Origin of the sequence: Butyrivibrio sp. MB2005 (assembly GCF_000424285.1) — a bacterium.
In the GTDB taxonomy this organism is placed as follows: domain Bacteria; phylum Bacillota; class Clostridia; order Lachnospirales; family Lachnospiraceae; genus Butyrivibrio.
In genome coordinates this window covers 36,382-57,268 of record NZ_AUJP01000021.1, presented here as the reverse complement: position 1 = coordinate 57,268, position 20,887 = coordinate 36,382, and the positions used below count along the sequence as shown (strand labels likewise).

17 protein-coding genes are annotated in these 20,887 nt (G+C 43.4%); 13 read left to right on the top strand and 4 right to left on the bottom strand.

Translation table 11 applies throughout. The annotated features are described in order from the left end of the window. Positions 1–29: 29 nt before the first annotated feature. Positions 30–1,001 (bottom strand): diacylglycerol/lipid kinase family protein, encoded by a 972-nt coding sequence (locus G610_RS0112300; RefSeq protein WP_026525044.1) that lies wholly within the window; start codon positions 999–1,001, stop codon positions 30–32. 50 nt (positions 1,002–1,051) lie between these two features. Then, positions 1,052–1,387 carry an Hpt domain-containing protein gene (locus tag G610_RS20750; protein ID WP_051197964.1) on the bottom strand — a complete coding sequence of 112 codons (336 nt, stop codon included), beginning with the start codon at positions 1,385–1,387 and terminating at the stop codon, positions 1,052–1,054. A 187-nt stretch (positions 1,388–1,574) separates the two neighbouring features. Here G610_RS20750 and G610_RS0112290 point away from each other — a divergent pair, with 187 nt between their 5' ends. The 5 genes from G610_RS0112290 to G610_RS20730 all read left to right on the top strand — a co-directional run bounded on the left by G610_RS0112290 (position 1,575) and on the right by G610_RS20730 (position 11,829). After that, complete coding sequence (locus G610_RS0112290; RefSeq protein ID WP_081667446.1) at positions 1,575–2,894, top strand: GGDEF domain-containing response regulator; 1,320 nt, start codon at positions 1,575–1,577, stop codon at positions 2,892–2,894. Between the two features lie 26 nt (positions 2,895–2,920). After that, positions 2,921–5,836: an amino acid permease gene (locus G610_RS22255; protein ID WP_051197963.1), complete on the top strand. Its 2,916-nt coding sequence runs from the start codon at positions 2,921–2,923 to the stop codon at positions 5,834–5,836. Further along, positions 5,833–8,298 (top strand): ATP-binding protein, encoded by a 2,466-nt coding sequence (locus G610_RS22250; RefSeq protein WP_051197962.1) that lies wholly within the window; start codon positions 5,833–5,835, stop codon positions 8,296–8,298. The genes G610_RS22255 and G610_RS22250 overlap by 4 nt, the downstream gene beginning before the upstream one ends. A 163-nt stretch (positions 8,299–8,461) precedes the next feature. Then, on the top strand, positions 8,462–9,700 hold the full coding sequence (glyA, locus tag G610_RS0112270) for a serine hydroxymethyltransferase (RefSeq protein WP_026525042.1): 1,239 nt from the start codon (positions 8,462–8,464) through the stop codon (positions 9,698–9,700). A gap of 839 nt (positions 9,701–10,539) precedes the next feature. Next, positions 10,540–11,829, top strand: a complete 1,290-nt coding sequence (locus G610_RS20730) for a glycoside hydrolase family 3 N-terminal domain-containing protein (protein WP_051197961.1) — start codon at positions 10,540–10,542, stop codon at positions 11,827–11,829. A 158-nt stretch (positions 11,830–11,987) separates the two neighbouring features. Here G610_RS20730 and G610_RS0112260 read toward each other — a convergent pair whose 3' ends face one another. Then, positions 11,988–12,782, bottom strand: coding sequence for a hypothetical protein (locus tag G610_RS0112260; protein WP_026525041.1), 795 nt, complete (start codon positions 12,780–12,782; stop codon positions 11,988–11,990). Between the two features lie 288 nt (positions 12,783–13,070). Here G610_RS0112260 and G610_RS0112255 point away from each other — a divergent pair, with 288 nt between their 5' ends. From G610_RS0112255 to truA, 7 genes are all read left to right on the top strand, one after another. Beyond that, a complete protein-coding gene (locus tag G610_RS0112255; protein ID WP_026525040.1) occupies positions 13,071–13,382 on the top strand; it encodes a hypothetical protein in 312 nt (103 codons plus the stop codon). 58 nt (positions 13,383–13,440) lie between these two features. Further along, a complete protein-coding gene (gene rlmD, locus G610_RS20725; RefSeq protein WP_081667442.1) occupies positions 13,441–14,733 on the top strand; it encodes a 23S rRNA (uracil(1939)-C(5))-methyltransferase RlmD in 1,293 nt (430 codons plus the stop codon). An 82-nt stretch (positions 14,734–14,815) separates the two neighbouring features. Next, the gene (locus G610_RS0112245) at positions 14,816–15,514 is read left to right on the top strand and encodes a DNA alkylation repair protein (RefSeq protein ID WP_026525039.1); all 699 of its coding nucleotides are present in this window, start codon (positions 14,816–14,818) and stop codon (positions 15,512–15,514) included. 128 nt (positions 15,515–15,642) lie between these two features. Further along, a complete protein-coding gene (locus G610_RS0112240; protein ID WP_026525038.1) occupies positions 15,643–16,185 on the top strand; it encodes a glutathione peroxidase in 543 nt (180 codons plus the stop codon). Positions 16,186–16,202: 17 nt separating this feature from the next. Then, a complete protein-coding gene (locus G610_RS0112235; RefSeq protein ID WP_026525037.1) occupies positions 16,203–17,384 on the top strand; it encodes an aldo/keto reductase in 1,182 nt (393 codons plus the stop codon). A gap of 84 nt (positions 17,385–17,468) precedes the next feature. Then, entirely contained in the window at positions 17,469–18,074 is a 606-nt protein-coding gene (gene thrH, locus G610_RS0112230; protein ID WP_026525036.1) for a bifunctional phosphoserine phosphatase/homoserine phosphotransferase ThrH, read from the top strand. Between the two features lie 21 nt (positions 18,075–18,095). After that, entirely contained in the window at positions 18,096–18,848 is a 753-nt protein-coding gene (gene truA / locus G610_RS0112225) for a tRNA pseudouridine(38-40) synthase TruA (protein ID WP_026525035.1), read from the top strand. 72 nt (positions 18,849–18,920) lie between these two features. Here truA and G610_RS0112220 read toward each other — a convergent pair whose 3' ends face one another. Next, complete coding sequence (locus G610_RS0112220; protein WP_026525034.1) at positions 18,921–19,580, bottom strand: hypothetical protein; 660 nt, start codon at positions 19,578–19,580, stop codon at positions 18,921–18,923. Positions 19,581–19,818: 238 nt separating this feature from the next. Here G610_RS0112220 and G610_RS20720 point away from each other — a divergent pair, with 238 nt between their 5' ends. Then, complete coding sequence (locus tag G610_RS20720) at positions 19,819–20,886, top strand: polysaccharide deacetylase family protein (RefSeq protein ID WP_035797488.1); 1,068 nt, start codon at positions 19,819–19,821, stop codon at positions 20,884–20,886. Position 20,887: the final 1 nt, after the last annotated feature.

Here is a 20,887-nt window from a genome sequence, read left to right as displayed (position 1 = left end):
TATAAATAATAGGGCGTTTTTACTATATTTTACATGAGCATACTCAGTTTTTTCTGATGGCAGGTAAGTGTTATGTCGCTGGACTTAAGAAGTACCTCGCCGTCTGTGTGTACCCACAGGGGAAGCTCAGTCTTTATCCTGATTTCCTTGGCTTTAATGTGGTGGATGCCCTTCTGGCCGTAGTGTTTACCGATGTAGGCCATGGGAAGCACCTTAAAGGTCTGGGCCATGCTGATATCACCGGCGGCAACCAGCTCAAAATAGCCATCTGAGAGGTCTGCGTCGGGAGCGAAATTAAAACCGCCTCCCTCATAGTGATGGATCATGGCAGCAGCGAATATGAAGTGGTTGATGTGAACCTTGGTGCCATCATCTGTTTCTATGTCGCAGGCAGGCTGCATGGCGTTGACAATCTGTCTCACTGCTATGGAGCCGTAGGTCAGTTTGCCAAGACCGATTTTGTTAAGGAAATTCTTGGTGCCGGAGGAGAGGGCTTCCTCGCATACAGCGGCATCAAAGCCTATTCCGCAGCTTACATCAAAGCGTCTGTCCTCAGCGATTCTATCATCATGGAGCCTTGAGAAGGTCTTTGTCATATTGTTGTAGTGAACATTACCCACATCTATCTGACGTACCACTTCTCCCTTAAGTATGGTCTCAAGAAGCTCGTCTGTGCGCTTTGGAAGGCCCATGTCTCTTACAAAATCATTACCGGAGCCCAAAGGAATAACGCCGATTCTGACATTATCAAAATCCGCGATTCCTGAAATAACTTCATTTAATGTGCCATCGCCGCCCATAACAAGTATGTTTAAGGGGCCGTCAAGCTTGTGATGTGTATCAGATGTAAGGCGGGACACCACACTCATGGCGTGTCCCGGTCCTTTTGTGAATACTACTTTATAGGGAATTCCGAGACTTTTACATCTCTCTTCGAATTTGCTGTAGATATTTTTGCCATTTCCTGATCTGGCAGATGGGTTAACAATACAATAAAACATTTTTCTATCTTTCTTATGTCAGTAATATTTTGTGTGAATAAAAGCAGGGCTCAGCCAAGATCCTGGATGGCTTTTCTCTGACTTATAAGCTTGTCGTAAAGGGGCTTATAATCCATTTTATCTCTGCTTCTAAGGTGCTCTGTGAGCTCATTTATAGTCTCATACAGGGGTGTAAGCGAAAGATTTCCTATAACACCTTTCAGGGCATGAACTGCTTCGAAGGCTCCGTCAAGATTTTCTTCCTGTAAACAGGTTCCAAGATCCTCAAAACGCTCATCGGAAATGCCGAGCTCGATCATCTCAATATAGAAATCCTCCATGCCCATGCATCTCTCTAAACCTTCGTCAACATTTGCTCCAAAAGCTCTGAGTGAATCTATTGTCATTGCGGTCTCTCCTTATCTGTTTAGAAAATTCCGTACATAATATAATTATACAAAAAAATATAGATATTTAATATTTTTTTATATGTTTTTTTCTTTTTAGGCAAAACGTATATGGTACGATTTATGGTAGTGGCACAGGCTTTTTTGTATTTACTTTTCAGCATTTATGCGCATGTAGAAGGAGATCATGATGAAGGATCACACGATTTTGATTGTGGATGATGAAATAGTCTCTCTTCGTATGACCGACAACATTTTATCAAGCGAATACAATACAATTTGTGCATCTTCAGGACATGAAGCCATCGATATCATCGAAAGCGAATCGCCGGACCTTGTTCTGTCTGATCTTCGAATGCCTGAAATAGACGGGTTCAGGCTTCGTCAGATTGTTCAGGAGGAAAAGGGGATAAATATTCCTTTCATGTTCATGACAGCTGATAAGAAGGGTGAGACAGAAAGCAAAGGCTTTTCAATAGGTGCGCTTGATTATATCAGAAAGCCCTTCAGGGCGGACGTTCTTTTAAAGCGCATATCCAATATTTTCACCAATTTAGAACAGATAAAAGGACTTAAGCAGGAAGTGGGCACAGATCCCATGACCGGCCTTTTGAATAAAAAAGCATCCCGGGATGAGATAGAAAAAATCTGTAAAAAGACCGGTGGAGCCCTGATGATGATAGATCTGGACAGCTTCAAGCCTGTTAACGATATCTATGGTCATGACATGGGTGATAAGGTTCTGATCCGCTTTGCGCAGATACTCTGTTCTGCCATTCGCTCCACGGATATTGCAGGAAGAATGGGCGGAGACGAATTCATCATCTATTGTAAAAACATCAACAAAGAAGAGATCATCAGGGAAAAATCAGCCTATATAAACGAGGAGATTGTGCGCTCTGCAAAGGAGCTTATGGGCGAAGATATGACGATACCTCTTGGGGCGTCCATTGGCTGCGTATTTGCACCTGCAGATGGCAAGGATTTCCTCACACTTTTTAAGAAGGCGGATAAGGCTCTATATGACGTAAAACAGCATGGAAAACACGGCTACAAGATTTTCGTGGAGGAAGATGATAGTTCCAAGAATGCAAATGAGAATGCAAAGGGATTGTCTGCTGCAATGATGCTGATGGGTGAGAGAAGTCCCAAGAAGGGTGCCATGGTTCTGACTCCTGAGCAGTTTAAGCATGTTTACAGGTATTTGAACAGAGTGGTTTCCAATTACAGAACCGCTGCCCATGTGCTGTTATATTCCTTAGAGGCTGACGGTGAAGTAAGCGAAGAGGAAGTTACAGATGCCTTCACTGAAATGGTGAGCGGACTATTACGAGAGAGTGATGTTGTAACAAGATACAGCAAAAATCAGGTGATGATAGCTCTTACCAAGGCAGACAGACAGGACATAAAGGTAGTTACAGACAGAATAGAGAAGAACTGGAGCGATACGGAGTTTTGCGATATTTGCACTCTTTCCTGTGAAATGGGGCGCTTTCAGGGAACATGACTTAATGATTGTTGGTGGGACTAAAAGTGGGAAATGATAATGCGAAATTAAAGCAATATCTTACGCTTGTTGGCGCCTGGGCTCTGGCTTTTGGATGCAGCGTTGGCTGGGGCTCTTTTGTTATGCCGGGAACAACATTTCTTCCCATGGCAGGTCCTGTGGGTACCGTGATCGGCATGTCCATAGGCGGTCTTGTTATGCTGCTTATCGGCGTTAATTATTTTTACATGATGAAGCGCTATCCTGATTGCGGCGGCACCTATTCCTACACCAAAAACACCATGGGCTATGACCATGGTTTTATCAGCACATGGTTTCTCATGCTCGTTTATATTGCGATAGTCTGGGCCAATGTAACGGCTCTTCCTATTATCTTCAGAAATCTTTTCGGAAGTCTTTTTCAGTATGGTTTTCATTACAATGTGGCCGGCTTTGAGGTTTATTTTGGCGAGATACTTTTGAGCATTGCAGTCCTTGTGGCTGCTGGTGTGGTGTGCATTTACGGCGGCAGATTTTCAGCCATAGTCCAGATAATTATGGCGATACTTTTGCTTGGTGGTATCGTATTTTGCGCTGCATATATTTTTTCAGCAGGTGGTAAAAGCATAGCCGGTATGACTCCGCAGTTTTCAAATGACTCAGGCTTCGTAAAGCAGGTTGGAAGCATAGTTTTGCTGGCACCCTGGGCCTTTGTGGGCTTTGAATCCATTTCTCACTCTGTAGAGGAATACCGTTTTGATGTGAAAAAGTCCATAACCGTGATAATAATATCGCTGATTTCTGGCGTTTTGGCTTATTCGCTTCTGGCTCTTATCGCAGCATCTGCCCTGCCTGAGGGTTATATCAGCTGGAAAGCCTATATAAACGATCTTGGTAAGTTTTCAGGAATTGAGGGGCTTCCTACTTTTTATGCAGCAAAGACTTATCTTGGCAGCAGGGGTGTTGCAATCCTTGGAATCGCTGCGGTATGCGGCATCATGACTGGACTTGTGGGTAATCTTATTGCTGCCAGCAGACTGGTTTATTCCATGGCAAAGGACAGGGTAGTTGGAGAAAGATTCGCAGGGCTAAACGAGAGGGGCGTTCCCACAAAGGTATTCGTAATCCTTATCCTTGTGTCTATTCCGATTCCGCTTTTTGGAAGGACAGCCATCGGTTGGATCGTGGATGTTAATACAATCGGCGCCACTGTGGCATATGCCTATACATCCTGGTCTGCTTATAGGACGGCAAAGAAGGAAAACTATCTTCCCATGAAAATTACGGGACTCTTAGGCTTTCTTATTTCCCTGGCATACACCATGTATTTCCTTGTGCCGGGCTTTTGGTCTGTCAGCGAGCTTGCAACAGAATCCTACCTGATCCTCATTATCTGGAGTATGCTGGGCTTTTTGGCATTCCGTCAGGTGTATATGAGAGATGAAAACAGGCGCTTTGGCAGGTCCACGGTAGTGTGGATTTCTTTGCTGTTTCTGGTATTTTTCCTGTCTATGCTATGGTTCCGCGAGGCTACAAAGGAGACCACGGCAGAGGTTTTGGTGAATATCGATAACTTTAATGAGACGGAGCTGTCTAACCACGGCGTTACTCTGACTCTGAATGAGATAATTGAGTCAGAGGATTACATGGCTTCGCAGGTTGAGAGAGTGAACGATTCCATGCAGACCAACAGTATGCTGCAGATGGTAACTATAATCGTTGCGCTTTTCATCATGTTTTCAATATACAATTCCATGATGCACAGGGAGAGGAATCTTGAAGTGCAAAAGGCAAGAGCTGAGGAAAACAGCAAGGCGAAGACTACGTTTTTGTCCAACATGAGCCATGACATAAGAACGCCCATGAATGCCATTATCGGCTATACGGAAATTGCCAGGGATGTTGAAAATATGCCGTCTGAGGGCATTGAGTATCTTGATAAGATCGAGGCATCAAGTAAGCATCTGCTTGCTCTTGTGAACGATATTCTTGATATGAGTCGCATTGAGAGCGGTAAGATGGAGCTTGATATTGTGGAGACTGACCTGCAAAAATCCATGGATGATATCAGGGATCTTTTCTCGAATCAGATGAAGCTTAAGGATATTGATTACACGGTATTCTGTGTGAACCTTAAGAACCGCTACGTTATGTGCGATTCCAACAGACTTAACAGGGTGCTGCTGAATCTTATCAGTAATGCCTGCAAATTCACTCCTGAGGGCGGAAGTGTACGGGTGACTCTTACGCAGCTGTCGGAGGAGACTAGCAGAGCTTTTTACAGGATCAGTGTCAAGGATTCCGGAATGGGCATGAGCCCTGAGTTTGTAAAAAAAGTTTTCGTGGCATACGAGAGAGATAAGGATGTAACGGGCATTCAGGGTACAGGTCTTGGAATGGCTATTGCCAAGAGTATTGTGGATCTCATGGATGGCACGATTACTGTTAACTCCAAAAAGGGTGAAGGTACGGAGTTTATCGTAGAAGTCAGCTTTGCCACGGTGGATGAAGAAACAATCAGGGAAGAAGAGGATGCAGCCGCTAATATGGCAAAGCTTGATTACACTACTATTCGCCTTTTGGTGGTGGATGATCAGCCTGTAAACAGAGAGATTGCCTGTCGCATTCTTAAGAAATTCGGTTTTATGGTAGAACATGCGGAAAACGGAGCGGAAGCCGTAGACAGGGTGAAGGCTTCTGAAGCAGGATATTTTCAGGCTATTTTAATGGATGTGCAGATGCCTGTTATGAACGGATATGAAGCAACGAAGGCTATTCGCGCTATGGAAGATAAGGAAATATCTGAGATTCCGATTATCGCCATGACAGCCAATGCTTTTAAAGAGGACATAGAGGCTGCCCGGGATGCCGGCATGAACAGGCATATTGCCAAGCCTATCGATATAACTAAATTGATTGCTACATTAAATGAGGTTCTTACAACGGAGAACGCCAGCTTATGAAAACAAGGAAACTTAGCCTTACAACACAAATAATCGTATGCGTATCGTTATTTTTGCTTGTGGCAGATGTTTTTTTGGGAGTCTCTCTGACAATGCAGTCCCAGAGGGCCATCAAAACTCTCATAAACAGCAGAATGATGGATATGTCTAATACTGCTGCGTCCATGCTGGATGGAGATGTGGTCGGAAGCTTCAAGGCTGAAGACGAGGGGACGGAAGCCTATGAAAGAGAGATGGATAAGCTTAGGGCTTTCCAAAACAACATGGAGCTTAAATACATCTATTGTATTAAGCAGGTTGGGGAAAAGGAATTCGTTTTTTCCATCGATCCCGCAGTGGAAGATCCCGGAGAATTCGGATCCCCCATCGTGTATACTGATGCCCTTTACAGTGCAAGTAAGGGCGTGGCTTCCGTGGATATGCATCCCTACGAGGATGACTGGGGAAAGTTTTACAGTGCTTACAGTCCTGTTTTTGATTCTGACGGAAATGTGGCCGTTGTGGTTGCGGTGGATTTCAGTGCCACCTGGTATGAGGATCAGATTGCGGGATTTTTCCGTATTATCCTTACAGATATTATGCTGACTGTGTTCATTGGTATTTTCCTAATATTCTTCGTGATGAGAAATGTAAGAAGATATTTTAAGACGCTTTTGACGGATCTTAATGACCTGGCTAATGACGTTGATGATATCACAAAAGAGCTGGCTGCTTCTTCCGGGGCTGCGATCTCGGAGGATAAGAGAGAAATAGGCACTACAGACAGTGATGCCCAGAATGAAATTCAGATGCTGGGTAAAAAAATCCATTCTGTCAGAGATCACCTGAGAGAGTACATGGATCATGCCCAGAGGCAGGCCAACAACATGATCACGGCCCTGGCTTCCGATTACTGGAGTGTTTATTATGTAAATCTTGATCAGGACAAGGGTACCTGTTACAGATCTCATTCCAGGTTGGAGAACGGTCTAAAAGAGGGAGAGACCTTTGTTTTTAGCGATACCTTTGAAAAATATGCTCACGAGCATGTGACGGAGCAGTACAGAGAAGAATTTTTGGAATTCATCGATCCTGAAAATATCAGAAAGAGACTTACTAAGGAGTCGCTTATTGCTTACAGGTATCTCAGCATTAAAAACGGCAGGGAATCCTATGAGATGATCCGTATGGCAGGCGTAAGAAGGGTTGAGGACAGAGAGGATCACATGGTTCATTCCCTTGGCGTTGGCTTTACCGATGTGGATGCTGAGATGCGAAGGACCATGGAGCATAGTCAGGCTCTAAACGACGCTCTCAGTGTCGCGCAGCAGGCAAGTAAAGCGAAAACTGCATTTTTGTCCAGCATGAGTCATGAGATCAGAACTCCTATGAACGCCATTATAGGTATTGATAAGATTGCGCTGGACGACCCTGATATATCCGATAAAACAAGGGATTATTTGCAGCAGATTGGTGCTTCAGCGGAGCATCTTTTGAATATCATCAACGATATTCTTGATATGTCCAGGATTGAATCGGGACAGATTACTATTAAGAATGAGGAGTTTTCGTTAGGTAAGCTTTTTGATCAGATTGATACCATAATAGGCAGTCAGTGCAGGGATAAGGGGCTTAATTACAAGTCGGAGATAATTGGCGATATTGACCGCTATTACATTGGCGATGCCATGAAGCTTGAGCAGATAATCATAAATATCCTGGGCAATTCCGTGAAGTTCACGCCTCCCGGAGGTGATGTTATTTTCACGGTTATGAGAGCCACTCATTTTAATGGCAACAGTCTTCTTAAGTTTTCCATGAAAGACACCGGCGTGGGAATTGATGAGGATTTTTTGCCGCGAATTTTTGATGCCTTTTCTCAGGAGGATGATTCCACCACCAACAAATACGGAAGCACAGGCCTTGGAATGGCTATCACCAAGAATATCGTGGATATGCTAAACGGCGAGATCTCTGTCAGCAGCAAAAAGGACGAGGGCACGGAGTTTGTGGTATCTGTGACTTTGACAGATTCTGACAGGGTCTATGAAGATGAAACACCGAAGAAGGCCGAGGAAACTAAGGGGAAGGATGTTGTTTCGCTTATCGGAAAGAGGATACTTCTGGCTGAGGATATAGAGGTCAACGCTAAGATAATCATGAAAATTCTCAGCATGAAAAAGCTTGAAGTCGACCATGGTAAGGACGGAAAGCTTGCGGTAGAAATGTTTGAAAGTCATCCTGAAGGGTATTATGATGCGATTCTTATGGATATGAGAATGCCTGAAATGGATGGACTTGAAGCTACGGTTGCAATCAGAGCAATGGATAGAGAGGATGCACGGAGTATTCCTATAATCGCTCTCACCGCCAATGCTTTTGACGAGGATGTTCAAAAGTGCCTTCAGGCCGGCATGAACGCACACTTATCCAAGCCTGTGGAGCCTGATATCATTTTTGCAAGACTTGGAGAATTCCTGTAATAAGGGACATTTGTTTATATGAAAATCTGAAAAGCTGTCGCATTGCTAAAAATGGCATGGAGGCAGCTTTTTTATTTTGACACTAAAAAAATAATATGCTATGATACAACACAAGTTTGCTTTAGCACTTTAAATTGTCAAAATTAGAAAGAGGAGAACGGGTATGTATTCATTGGACGAAGTTAAGAATGTTGATGCGGAAATCGCTGCTCTCATCGAGGAGGAGATGGCGCGTCAGAATGATCACATCGAGCTGATCGCATCTGAGAACTGGGTAAGTAAGGCAGTTATGGCAGCTATGGGCAGCCCTCTTACCAACAAGTATGCTGAGGGTCTTCCCGGAAAGCGTTACTACGGCGGATGTCAGGTAGTTGATAAGGTAGAGAACATCGCAAGAGACAGAGCCAAGGAGCTTTTCCACTGCGACTATGCAAATGTTCAGCCCCACTCAGGAGCACAGGCCAATCTGGCAGTTCAGTTTGCTCTTTTAAAGCCCGGTGACACTATTCTTGGTATGAATCTCAGTCAGGGTGGTCACCTTTCACACGGAAGTCCGGCAAATATCTCAGGTACATATTACAATGTTGTGGCTTATGGCGTAGATGAGAACGGATTCATCGATTACGACGAGGTTATCAGACTTGCAAAGGAACATCAGCCCAAGCTCATCATCGCAGGTGCATCAGCATATTGCAGAACAATTGATTTTGCTAAGTTCAGAGAGGCAGCAGATGCTTGCGGCGCTGTACTTATGGCAGATATCGCTCACATTGCGGGACTTGTTGCTGCAGGTGTTCATCCCAGTCCATTCCCTTATGCAGATGTTGTTACTACCACAACACATAAAACACTTCGCGGCCCCAGAGGCGGTCTCATTCTTTGGAATCAGGCAGCACAGGATAAGTACAAGTTCAACAAGGCTGTTTTCCCGGGAATCCAGGGCGGTCCTTTAGAGCATGTGGTTGCTGCTAAGGCTGTATGCTTCAAGGAAGCACTTGATCCTTCATTCGTAGAATATCAGAAGCAGATCGTAAAGAACGCAAAGGCACTCAGCGAAGGCCTTATGAAGAGAGGCGTTCAGATCGTTTCAGGCGGTACAGATAACCATCTGATGCTCATCGATCTGACCAACTTCGACCTTACAGGTAAGGACGTTGAGACATGGCTTGACGATGCACACATCACAGCTAACAAGAATACAATACCCAATGAAAAGCAGTCACCCTTCGTTACAAGCGGAATCCGTCTCGGAACACCTGCTGTTACCACTCGTGGCATGAAGGAAGATGATATGGACAGAATCGCTGAGGCTATTTCCATCGTCATCAAGGGCAAGGGTGAAAAGAACGACGAAGCAAGAAAAATTATTGACGAGTTAACGAAAAAATATCCTCTTATTTGATAAATTTAAGCATAAATTTAATAGATATTGTGGTTATGAGACTACCCGGTACATTATACGGGTAGTCTTTTTATTTCGGGGCTTTTTCAGGATTTGTATTTTCATTCATGTAAAAGAAAAATTCGGTATTTTGAATTGTATATAAATTATATATGATTGCGACAATTTATCAGAAAAACAATTAATAACCGGCAAATAATCAAAATAAAAGAAGAATTTTCAAAAAGTGTATTGACAAATTACTATGGCGAGGGTATACTACAAACATAAATAAACGAGATACATCTTAAATACTTCAGCGGGTGGCTGAAAGAAAGGGAGGTACGGTCCAAAGGGAACATAAGTTAGAACTGTAAATTAAGTTTTTAATTAGTTTCGGAAAGGAAGGTACAGTCCACCGAGCAAATTAGTTTAACCACAACAATAGTGAGTAATTCCATCACAACAAGTTCGAGTACATGACATAGTGGCGAAGAATTAGTCGTCGAGCTAACCGTCACAGCATACGAGTGCAAAGGTTAATGGAAAGAGCAGGGTTGAGAATTTGGAGGTAAGTCCATTGGACAACGAACAATTTGAAAAGGCGTAAGGGCGAATGGTAGAAAAAGATCATTCGCCCTTACGTTTTTTTATTGTAAAAAATGTAGGGGCATGTTCGGTTAAACGATATGAAATTATTGCTTTTTGAAAACATATTTTTCGCTGGAATTTTAGGCACCATATATATGGTTTTCCATACTATATTTAGTGGTTTCGTATCTATGTTTGGGTAGAATTTGTGTTTTTCCTATGCTATACTCTAGGTAAGTTTTTTGGGTGGATTCCATAGGGGAGGATGTATGGAAGATAGAGATAGAATTAGTAGCTCTGAGCGTGATGAGAGACGTGAGATCAGAAGGCAGCGCAGAATTAGAAGCCAGATCATCGCATATTCCGTCATGGGAGTTTTTGTTATAGTTTTCGTTGCGGTTATCGCGTTAGGAATTTCCAAGGCTACAGGATTTATACAGGAGATGAATGCTTCCTACGAGGCTTCACTTGAGGCTTCCAAAGTAGAGGCAGAGCCGGCTGCAGTGTCTTCGCCGGATGAGAACATCACTGAGGCAGAGGTATCCAGTACTGAAAATATGCTTGATACCATTGTTGATACTTGCCTTTCAGAGATGCCTCTTGAGGACAAGGTTGCAGGTCTTTTCATGATCTCACCTGAGCAGCTTACAGGTGCCGATGCCGTTATCAAGGCAGGCAACGCTACACAGGATGCACTTTCTAAGTATGCTGTTGGCGGTATCTACTACAGCACCAAGAATATCAAGGATGAAGCACAGCTTACAGATATGATTTCATCAACTGTTAACATGAGTAAGTATCCGCTTTTCATCGCTACATCAGAGGTTGGTGGCAGCGGAAGCAAGGTTGCCAGCGGACTTTCACTTGATATGCCTGCTTCACCTTCACAGCTTGCAGCAGAGGGCAGCCCCGAGAAGGCTCACGAGACAGCAGAGACAGTTTCAAATTACCTTAACAGATATGGATTCAATCTGAATTTTGGTATAAATGCGAACCTTTCAGACAGCGAGCAGTCCTTTGGTACTGACCAGGCAGTGGTTTCAAGCATGGTAGCTCAGACAGTTACGGGACTTGATACCTATGGCGTTTCCTCTTGCCTTCAGTTTTTCCCTGAGATATCAGACAGCGGAACTACAGCAGAGGGCATGGCAGACATCCTTGCTCCTTTCAAGGCAGGAATCGACGCAGGCGCTGATATGATCATGGTTTGCGCATCAGCTTCATCAGGCATCACTCAGGACGACACACCTTCATGCCTCAGCAGCGCAGTAGTTACAGATCTTCTCAGAGGTCAGCTTGGTTACCAGGGCGTCATCATCACAGATACCCTCAGCGATGAGACCATTCTTGAGAGATATTCAGACGGTGATGCAGCAGTTGCAGCAATTCAGGCAGGAGCAGACATGATCTTCATTCCCGGCAACTTCGAGGAATCCTATAACGGAGTTCTGGCAGCTGTTCAGAGCGGCGTTATCAGTGAAGACAGAATCAACGAGTCACTGACCAGAATTTACAGAGTAAAATACGCCAGCAGAGTAGATGAGATCGCATCAGAGTGATGGCGGAGGTAGAGAATATTAAAGGGCTGCCAATTGATGGCAGCCCTGTTTATGTCTTGAGATGTATTTAAAAGTAAAGTCCCCACAACCTTGTGGCTGTGAGGACTTTACTTTATGGCATATAGGTTCTATGAGAAAAGAGCATATGCTCTAATCGTTTAAATGAACGAATCCATTATGGATGAGTAGTCAGGTGTTACGCTGCCTGACTTGGAATAGGTTGAGCTGTTGCTTGCTGCTTTTGAAGCGGCGCTCTCGATGGAAGATGCGGAGGAAGACATCTGATATGCATATCCGCTGCGGTTTCCAAGGATATTTTTTACAGATTCCATTCCAACTTCCTTCATCTTGTCCTTGTCGAGAGAGAGCTTACCCTTGTCGGATACTGAGATTCCGATGGAGCTGAGCTCATCCTTGAAGGAATAGGTAATCTTTGACATGTAGGAAGTTCTGGTGCTGGTGTTTGTATCTGACGCATCAGCAGAAGCAGACACAAGGCTGTTGTACTTGTTTACGAAATCAGATACAGCCGACACGATTTTTTCTTCGTTGTAGTCATAGACCTGAGATGTGTTGCCATCAGCATCGGTTTTTGTCTTCCATGCTTTTTCAAAAATGGAATCAGCACCTGAATTGGTCAGCTTCTCAGCGGATTCTTCAAGAGCATTTGCACTTGATGCTATTGAAGAATATTTCTTTTTCTCTGCAGCTGCCTGCTGTGATTTTGATTTCTCAGCAGCTTTTGCGTCCTTGCTGTCATCAGCTTTTGATGAAGAATTCTCTCCGTCGATCTTTTTATAATATGCAGAAACAAGCTTACCGTAGCTTCCGTTTTTGATGGAAGAATAGTCGGAAAGCATTCCTGATAAACCCGATAAATAATTGTTGGATGAAGAAGCGCCGGACATACTGCTAAATAAGGTGGAATAATCCATATTTACGTTTATTCCCATAGATATCACTCCTTTGATCTGCGGAAAAAGTATTTTCCGGGAAAAACAGCATCCATGCCGTTACATAGTACCTCTAATTAATTTTTACACCTGAATGTTTAAAGTATCAAATGAAAAGATGATAAATAAAATTAAGTATGTGTAAAAGTTGGCGGTTTATCATAAATTGTTGCTATTTGTGATGTGTATGGGTTATTTGTGATGTGGTGGTTATCATTTTCATTTACAAATCAGATGCGGATAGTGTAAAATGTTTTCGAAACATTAGAAAATTAAGAGGTTTTTAGCATGTCATCAATCATTCAGGACGATCAGGTTTTTAATAATGAAGTATCTTTTTGCAGAGTTTACAGCAGAGAGAGCAAGAAGACACTTGAGGAGAGGTTTTTAGCAAACCGTATATCTTACTACATCGACTGGCATGAGCAGTCATTTTTACAGAAGCTCTTTGGTGGTAACAAGAATAAAATTTATTGCACCATCCGCATAAACAGAGCAGATGTTGAGAGAGCCAGAGACCTGGTTTCAGGACTTGAGGATATTAAGCTCAGAGATTTTGGTGAACACAAAAAAGATAAAAACGGAAAGAAAAAGAAGTAATTAATGGCCTCTGGAGCAGAAGTTGTTCCGGAGGTTTTGTGTCTATAGAGGTAGATTTATGGAAAAGAAGTTTAACAGAGCAGGTAATAAGGCCGGCGTCACCGGTAAAAAAACCGATAATCGCAGGAAACCGGCTGTACCAGGGAGAACCGGCAGACCAGGCAAAGCCGGGGACGCAAAACAGGCACAAAAGAGTCGCTGCCCTTATTCCAAGAAGTGCGGCGGTTGCCAGATGATTGATATGCCTTACAAGAAGCAGATCGCCATCAAGCAGGAGAAGATGGAGGAGATGCTTGGCAAGTTTGGAAAGGTCGAGCCCTTCATGGCCATGGATGATCCTGATCATTACAGGTGTAAGGTTCATGCGGTTTTCACTCATGATAAGAAGGGCAATCCCCAGTCTGGAATTTATAAAGAAGGAACCCATGATGTTGTGCCCATTGACGCATGTCTTCTTGAGAATGAAAAGGCCGATGCCATCATTGCAACAATCAGAGGAATGCTAAGGTCCTTCAAGATCAAGACCTATGATGAGGATAATGGATATGGCCTTCTTCGTCATGTCCTTATAAGAGTCGGTCATAATACCGGAGAAATAATGGTTGTTCTTGTGCTCACATCTCCGATTCTGCCTTCCAAGAATAATTTTGTGAAGGCTCTTTTGAAGGAGCATCCTGAGATCACAACCATTGTTATAAATGTAAATGACAAGCATACAAGCATGATTCTGGGCGATAAGGAGAAGACAATTTATGGTCCCGGATTCATCTACGATACAGTTTGCGGAATGAAATTCAAGATTTCTCCTAAGTCTTTCTATCAGGTAAATCCTGTTCAGACTGAGAAACTTTATTCCAAGGCAGTTGAGCTGGCAGGCCTTACAGGCAAAGAAACAGCTCTCGATTGCTACTGTGGAGTTGGTACCATCGGCATCATCGCAAGCCCTAAAGCCAAGGAAGTCATTGGCGTTGAGCTCAATAAGGATGCTGTTCGTGATGCGAGATTAAATGCAAGAATGAACGAAATTAAGAATATAGATATCTACGAGAACGATGCCAGCAAATTCATGGTTCAGATGGCAGAAGCAGGCGAGAAGGTGGACGTTGTCTTCATGGATCCCCCTCGTGCCGGTTCCACCGAGGTTTTCATGGAGTCCATGTTTAAACTCGCTCCCGACAGAGTTGTCTATGTATCCTGCAGTCCCGACACTCTTGCCCGCGACCTTGAATTCATGACCAAAAACGGCTACGTCGCAAAACGCATCATCCCCGTGGACATGTTTGCCCACACCAGGAGTGTTGAAACAGTCGTTCTCTTAACGAGAACGACTGCTAAGGAAGTTCGAGTTTAGAGACGACTGTTGTTCTGGCGAGCATGCTTGCATGCGAGAGCAGAACTTCCTTGTGAAAAAAGTGGAGGTATAGATGAAGCCCATGATAACTGACGAAATCAGAGAAGAATTATTTAAGCATCAGGACATTAAATACAGAGATTTTCAGGTAAAGCTTATTCCCGGAACAAATCCGGATGACATGATAGGTGTCAGAACTCCGGAGCTTAGAAAGCTGGCAAAACAATATGCTAAGGCAGATGGCATCGATGAATTTTTAGATGACCTTCCCCATAAATATTTTGATGAAAACCAGCTTCAGGCCTTCATTATATCCGGCATGAAGGATTACGATCTGTGCATGGAAAAGCTCTGTCAGTTTTTGCCTTATGTTGATAACTGGGCTACCTGCGATCAGATGTCACCCAAGATTTTAAAAAAGCATAAGGAAGAGCTTCTAAAAAAGATAGATGAGTGGATAGTATCAGATAAGACCTATACTGTCCGCTTTGCCATCGGCATGCTTATGGAGCATTTTCTGGATGATGATTTTGATATGAAATATCCCGAGATGGTGGCAAAGGTGCGCACTGATGAGTATTATATCAATATGATGATCGCCTGGTATTTTGCCACAGCTCTGGCAAAGCAGTATGATTCCATAATCCCGTTTATTGAGAATAAGAAGCTTGATGTCTGGACTCACAACAAGGCAATTCAAAAATCAATCGAAAGCTACAGGATTACTCCGGAGCAGAAGGAGTACCTGAAAAGCCTTAAAATAGCCACCAGAAAAAGTTAAAATAAGGACCTTGACAAAATGAATTGCACGCAATATAATTTCATTAAATCATAAAGGTGATTAACAAAACATTTTTTGAAATAACATTGATAATTCACAAAGAGATTCATTTTTTCATGGAGGTCATTATGGGATTCTACGATTATTCAGTAACAAACGCACAGGGCGAGACAGTTTCAATGGCAGATTACAAGGGAAAGGTAGTTCTCGTAGTTAATACAGCTACAGGCTGCGGTTTCACACCTCATTACAAGGATATCGAGGATATGTACGAGAAATTCCACGATCAGGGCTTTGAGGTTCTTGATATTCCCTGCAATCAGTTCGCAGGCCAGACACCGGGGACTGATGAGGAAATTCACGAGTTCTGCACACTTCATTACAACACCAAGTTCCCTCAGATGAAGAAGTCTGATGTAAACGGCGAGAACCAGCTTGATCTTTACAGATTCCTTAAGGAGCAGAAGGGCTTTGAAGGCTTCGGAAAAGGACCTGCTGCACTTGCAATGGGTGTTATGCTCAAGAAGATCGATAAGGACTACAAGAATAATCCTGATATCAAGTGGAACTTCACAAAGTTTGTTGTAGACAGAAACGGTGAGGTTGTAGCAAGATTCGAGCCCACAGAGAAGATGGAGAATGTTGCTGCTTGTGTAGCAAAACTCATGTAAATAACTAAGGAGAGGGTATGAAATACAGAAAAAACAGACAGGGTGGAGACATCTCTTTACTCGGATTCGGATGCATGCGCTTTACAAGAAAAGGCGCCGGCATCGATATGGAAAAAGCCGAGAAGGAGATAATGAGAGCCTATGAACTTGGAGTAAATTACTACGATACGGCTTACATTTATCCGGGAAGCGAAGTGGCAATAGGTGAGATTTTCGAGAAGAATCACATCAGAGAGAAGATCCAGGTTGCCACAAAGCTCCCACAATATCTTATTGCAAATAAAGATGCTATCGAGAAGTACTTTAAGGAGCAATGTTCGCGCCTTCGTACTAACTATATCGACTATTATTTAATGCACATGCTTTCAGACATAAATGCCTGGGAAAAGCTTAAAAAGCTCGGTATAGAGGAATGGATAGCAGAGAAGAAAGCCTCCGGTGAAATAAAGCACATAGGCTTTTCTTTTCATGGAAATTCCGAGATGTTCATAGAGATTCTAAATGCCTATGACTGGGATTTCTGTCAGATTCAGTATAACTATCTTGACGAGGTATCACAGGCCGGAAGGAAGGGCCTTGAAGCAGCAGGCGAAAAGGGTATCCCTGTTATTATCATGGAGCCTCTTCGCGGCGGAAAACTGGTTGATCTTTTGCCTGAAAAAGCTAAAAAGCTTATTGCAGAGGATGAGAAGCACAGATCTGCAGCAGAACTTGCCTTCAGATGGCTTTGGGATCAGCCCCAGGTTACCTGCGTTTTGTCAGGCATGAATTCTGTCGAAATGGTAGAGGAGAACTGCAGAGTAGCATCCGAAGTAGAGGCCGGCGAGTTCACCGAGAAGGATTTCCAGCTGATAGATCAGATTAAGGCCAGCATAAATGAACGTTTGAAGGTTGGATGTACCGGCTGCGGATATTGTATGCCCTGTCCGAAGGGTGTCGATATTCCGAGTACATTCAGATGCTATAACGCTATGTATATGGATAACAAGGGAACCGGCAGACAGGAGTTTTTCCGAATTGTAGGAATGCGCAAGGAACCGGGACTTCCCTCACAGTGCATAGAATGCGGCAAGTGCGAGAGTCACTGCCCTCAGCATATAAATATCAGACAGGAGCTTAAGAATGCAGATAAGGCGCTTAATCCTTTCTATTACAAGATTGCCCTTGCTGCAGCCAGAAAATTCCTATACAGAAAATAGGTATTTTTATTCACTTTTCCGGAAAGTATGATAAACTACTAAAAAGTTGATTATGAATAGTTTAGCACGCGAGGAGGATGAAAAATGTACGTAACCTGTTTGGATTTGGAAGGTGTTTTGGTTCCCGAGATCTGGATTGCTTTTGCTGAAGCAACAGGAATCCCGGAGCTTAAGAGAACTACCAGAGATGAGCCTGACTATGACAAGCTCATGAAATACAGAATTGACATTCTTAAAGAGCACGGTCTTGGTCTTAAAGAGATTCAGGATACAATCGCTACGATTGATCCGCTGCCGGGCGCAAAGGAATTCCTTGATGAACTCAAATCTATAACACAGGTTATCATTCTTAGCGATACCTTCACACAGTTCGCAACACCTCTTATGAAGAAGCTTGGATGGCCCACAATTTTCTGTAACTCACTTGAGGTTGCTGATAATGGCGAGATCACTGGCTTTAAGATGCGCTGCGATAAGGGTAAGCTTACTACAGTTAAGGCACTTCAGAGTATCGGATTTGATACTATCGCCAGCGGTGACAGCTTCAACGACCTTGGCATGATCGAGGCAAGTAAGGCAGGATTCCTTTTCAGAACTACAGATCAGATTAAGAAGGATTATCCTCAGTTCCCTGCTTTTGAGAGTTATGATGAGCTTCTTAGCGCTATTAAGGAGCAGCTGGCTAAATAATACGCCGGAATCGGATGGATTATGAAACGTAATTATAAATTTGTACTCAGCTATGACGGAACAAGGTTTTATGGCTGGGAGAAACAACCCAATAAGGATATGACCATTCAGGGCAAGCTGGAGTCGGTGCTCAGCAGAATGGTAGGCATGTCTGAAGGTGAAAATGTACAGGTAATCGGTGCGGGAAGAACAGATGCGGGAGTTCATGCAAGAGCCATGACTGCCAACGCTATACTGGATACGGTTTTTACCGAGGAAGAGATTTTAAGGTATATGAACCAGTATCTGCCTGAGGATATCAGCATCAATGATGTGAGAATCTGTTCTGACAGATTCCACAGCCGCTACAATGCTCTTGGCAAGACCTACAGATACACCTGTTATTTTGGTGATACCAAGCCTGTTTTTGACAGGAAATATGTCACCGTTCTTGAACAGAAGCCGGATGTTGCTCTCATGGAAGAGGCTGCGAAATACATAGTCGGAACCCATGATTTTAAGAGCTTTTGCGGCAATACCCGCATGAAAAAATCCACGGTTCGCTGTGTTGATAACATCAAGATCGAGGAGAGCGGTCCTCAGATCAGGTTCTATTTTCACGGCAACGGATTTTTGCAGAACATGGTCAGAATAATGACAGGAACACTGCTTGAGGTTGGCTATGGCAATATCGAGCCGGCAGCAATGAAGGATATCATTGAAGCCTGCGACAGACAAAAAGCAGGTCCTACGGCTCCGCCTCAGGGACTGTGCCTTATGAAAGTGGATTATTAAGTGAAATAGAATAGGGCCCCGGACAAATTGCGAAATGCAATTCCGGGGCCCTTAATGATGTCGTTTTATTTATCAGTTGTAGACTACATTCGGTGTTACGCTGCTTGCCGAGTAGGTTATTACGTAGTTGTCATAATCTGTCGGAACCTGGCAAAGCTCCTGTGTTCCTGAATTACCGCTTCTTAAAGTGTAGCTTGTGTCTGCAATGTTGGTGGTATCAAATGCTACCGGTGTTCCGTCCTTGTAGAAGATTCCGCGAACGTTTACTGCATTTACATCTGCTTTGGAATAGTTGGTTCCTGTAACTGTCAGGGAATTGTCCTCTTCCTGTGCGATATCAAGACCTATGGCGTCATAGTTGCAACAATTGTCATCGGCTACTGAAAAATCGTATTTAATGGCGGATGCAGCTGAGGCGATCTCATTTCTGAACTGTCCGTATATTATGAAATCCTGACCTTTTTTAATGGATTCTGCATTGTCGTATACGGTTTTGATAACGGAGCCGTTTGCATCAAATGCGTGGAAGCTTGCATTAACTGTTACATCTGATCCTGAATTGTTGGTTGCAAGTACTACATATCTTGTATGTAATCCGTCGCTATCTTTTATAAGATACTCGGCTTTAATTCCTATGTCAGATTGTGATGAAACATTTGCACTGACCTGTACAGGTGTGAATAACCCTACTAAAAAAGCCATTGTTACGATGAGAGTTGTGATTTTATTCATACCCGTTTCCTCCTGTATTTCTTGGTAAAATAAGAATAGCATTTGAGGATAAACACCCTATAAAGAGAATCTAAAAAAAATATATACTGGCCTGTTTTCGGGCTCCAAATTTTTTTCGGAATTATTAGTGAATTTGCCAACTTGATTTTTGGAAAATGTTTTGTAGGTCGCAGTAAAATTATGATATAATGCTTTTTGGCTATGTAATGTAGATAGAAATTGGAAATGTGGTAATAATATGCAAACAAATGGGGAGGAACAAAAGCCTTCCGTCGACCGTGCAAAGCGCATTCGTTTTCTGAGAAGACTGATTCTTGCATCGATTGCAGGTGCTATTATTATTCCGATCTGTATATGTCTTGTTCTTGCCATCAGATATGACAGGATAAAGACCAGACTTGATCAGGCAAAAGAAGAGCTTTCATGGTACGAGCAACAATACGGAGAGAGCGCATTGGCCAGGGGGAAGGGCGATGACAAGCCTCTGGAGAAGGAGGACACCGCCGGGGCAGAAGAAGCTGCCACTGCCGATGAGCAACCCGAAGAAGATGTTGCATCAATACCCGAGGAGACTTTAGAAGACCAGACAGACGCGGAGGAAGCCCTATCTGAGAATCAGGATGAGAAGACGGAAGAGGTTTTGGAGAATGCTGACGGTAATATGACGGTCGGCGATGATGTCAGAAGAGTTTATATCACTTTTGATGATGGGCCTAGCAGTAAGACAGGAGAGATTCTTGATGTCCTGGATGAATATGATGTTAAGGCCACTTTTTTCGTAACAGGCAAGCCCGATACCAGGTACACAGATGTATATAAGCGCATAGTGGACAGCGGACACACACTGGGCATGCACTCATACAGTCACAAATACAGCGAACTTTACGAGTCACTTGAGGGCTTTCAGGAGGACCTGCACAAGCTTCAGACTTTCCTTTATGAGACCACAGGAGTCTGGTCCACCAGATACAGATTCCCCGGAGGCAGCTCCAATACAGTCAGCAAGGTCGATATGAGCGAGCTAATTAATTATCTTGCACTTGAAAATATCACATATTATGATTGGAATGTGGCAAGTGGAGATGACAGGAACGGTATTACCAAGGACTTGATAGTTACCAACGTCATGACCGGGGTTCCCAAGTTCCAGAACTCGATAATACTTTTACACGACGCCTCAGACAAGCAGGCGACGGTGGATGCGTTACCTGAGATAATTGAGCAGGTACAGGCACTTGATAACACAGTGATAGTTCCGATAACGGACGATACGTTACCGGTTCAACATATCAGTAATTTGCAGTAAG

Bases quoted from the DNA above. Each gene is read 5' to 3' on its own strand.
- G610_RS0112300 (WP_026525044.1), bottom strand. From the start codon at position 1,001: ATGTTTTATTGTATTGTTAACCCATCTGCCAGATCAGGAAATGGCAAA.
- G610_RS20750 (WP_051197964.1), bottom strand. From the start codon at position 1,387: ATGACAATAGATTCACTCAGAGCTTTTGGAGCAAATGTTGACGAAGGT.
- G610_RS0112290 (WP_081667446.1), top strand. From the start codon at position 1,575: ATGATGAAGGATCACACGATTTTGATTGTGGATGATGAAATAGTCTCT.
- G610_RS22250 (WP_051197962.1), top strand. From the start codon at position 5,833: ATGAAAACAAGGAAACTTAGCCTTACAACACAAATAATCGTATGCGTA.
- glyA (WP_026525042.1), top strand. From the start codon at position 8,462: ATGTATTCATTGGACGAAGTTAAGAATGTTGATGCGGAAATCGCTGCT.
- G610_RS20730 (WP_051197961.1), top strand. From the start codon at position 10,540: ATGGAAGATAGAGATAGAATTAGTAGCTCTGAGCGTGATGAGAGACGT.
- G610_RS0112260 (WP_026525041.1), bottom strand. From the start codon at position 12,782: ATGGGAATAAACGTAAATATGGATTATTCCACCTTATTTAGCAGTATG.
- G610_RS0112255 (WP_026525040.1), top strand. From the start codon at position 13,071: ATGTCATCAATCATTCAGGACGATCAGGTTTTTAATAATGAAGTATCT.
- rlmD (WP_081667442.1), top strand. From the start codon at position 13,441: ATGGAAAAGAAGTTTAACAGAGCAGGTAATAAGGCCGGCGTCACCGGT.
- G610_RS0112245 (WP_026525039.1), top strand. From the start codon at position 14,816: ATGATAACTGACGAAATCAGAGAAGAATTATTTAAGCATCAGGACATT.
- G610_RS0112240 (WP_026525038.1), top strand. From the start codon at position 15,643: ATGGGATTCTACGATTATTCAGTAACAAACGCACAGGGCGAGACAGTT.
- G610_RS0112235 (WP_026525037.1), top strand. From the start codon at position 16,203: ATGAAATACAGAAAAAACAGACAGGGTGGAGACATCTCTTTACTCGGA.
- thrH (WP_026525036.1), top strand. From the start codon at position 17,469: ATGTACGTAACCTGTTTGGATTTGGAAGGTGTTTTGGTTCCCGAGATC.
- truA (WP_026525035.1), top strand. From the start codon at position 18,096: ATGAAACGTAATTATAAATTTGTACTCAGCTATGACGGAACAAGGTTT.
- G610_RS0112220 (WP_026525034.1), bottom strand. From the start codon at position 19,580: ATGAATAAAATCACAACTCTCATCGTAACAATGGCTTTTTTAGTAGGG.
- G610_RS20720 (WP_035797488.1), top strand. From the start codon at position 19,819: ATGCAAACAAATGGGGAGGAACAAAAGCCTTCCGTCGACCGTGCAAAG.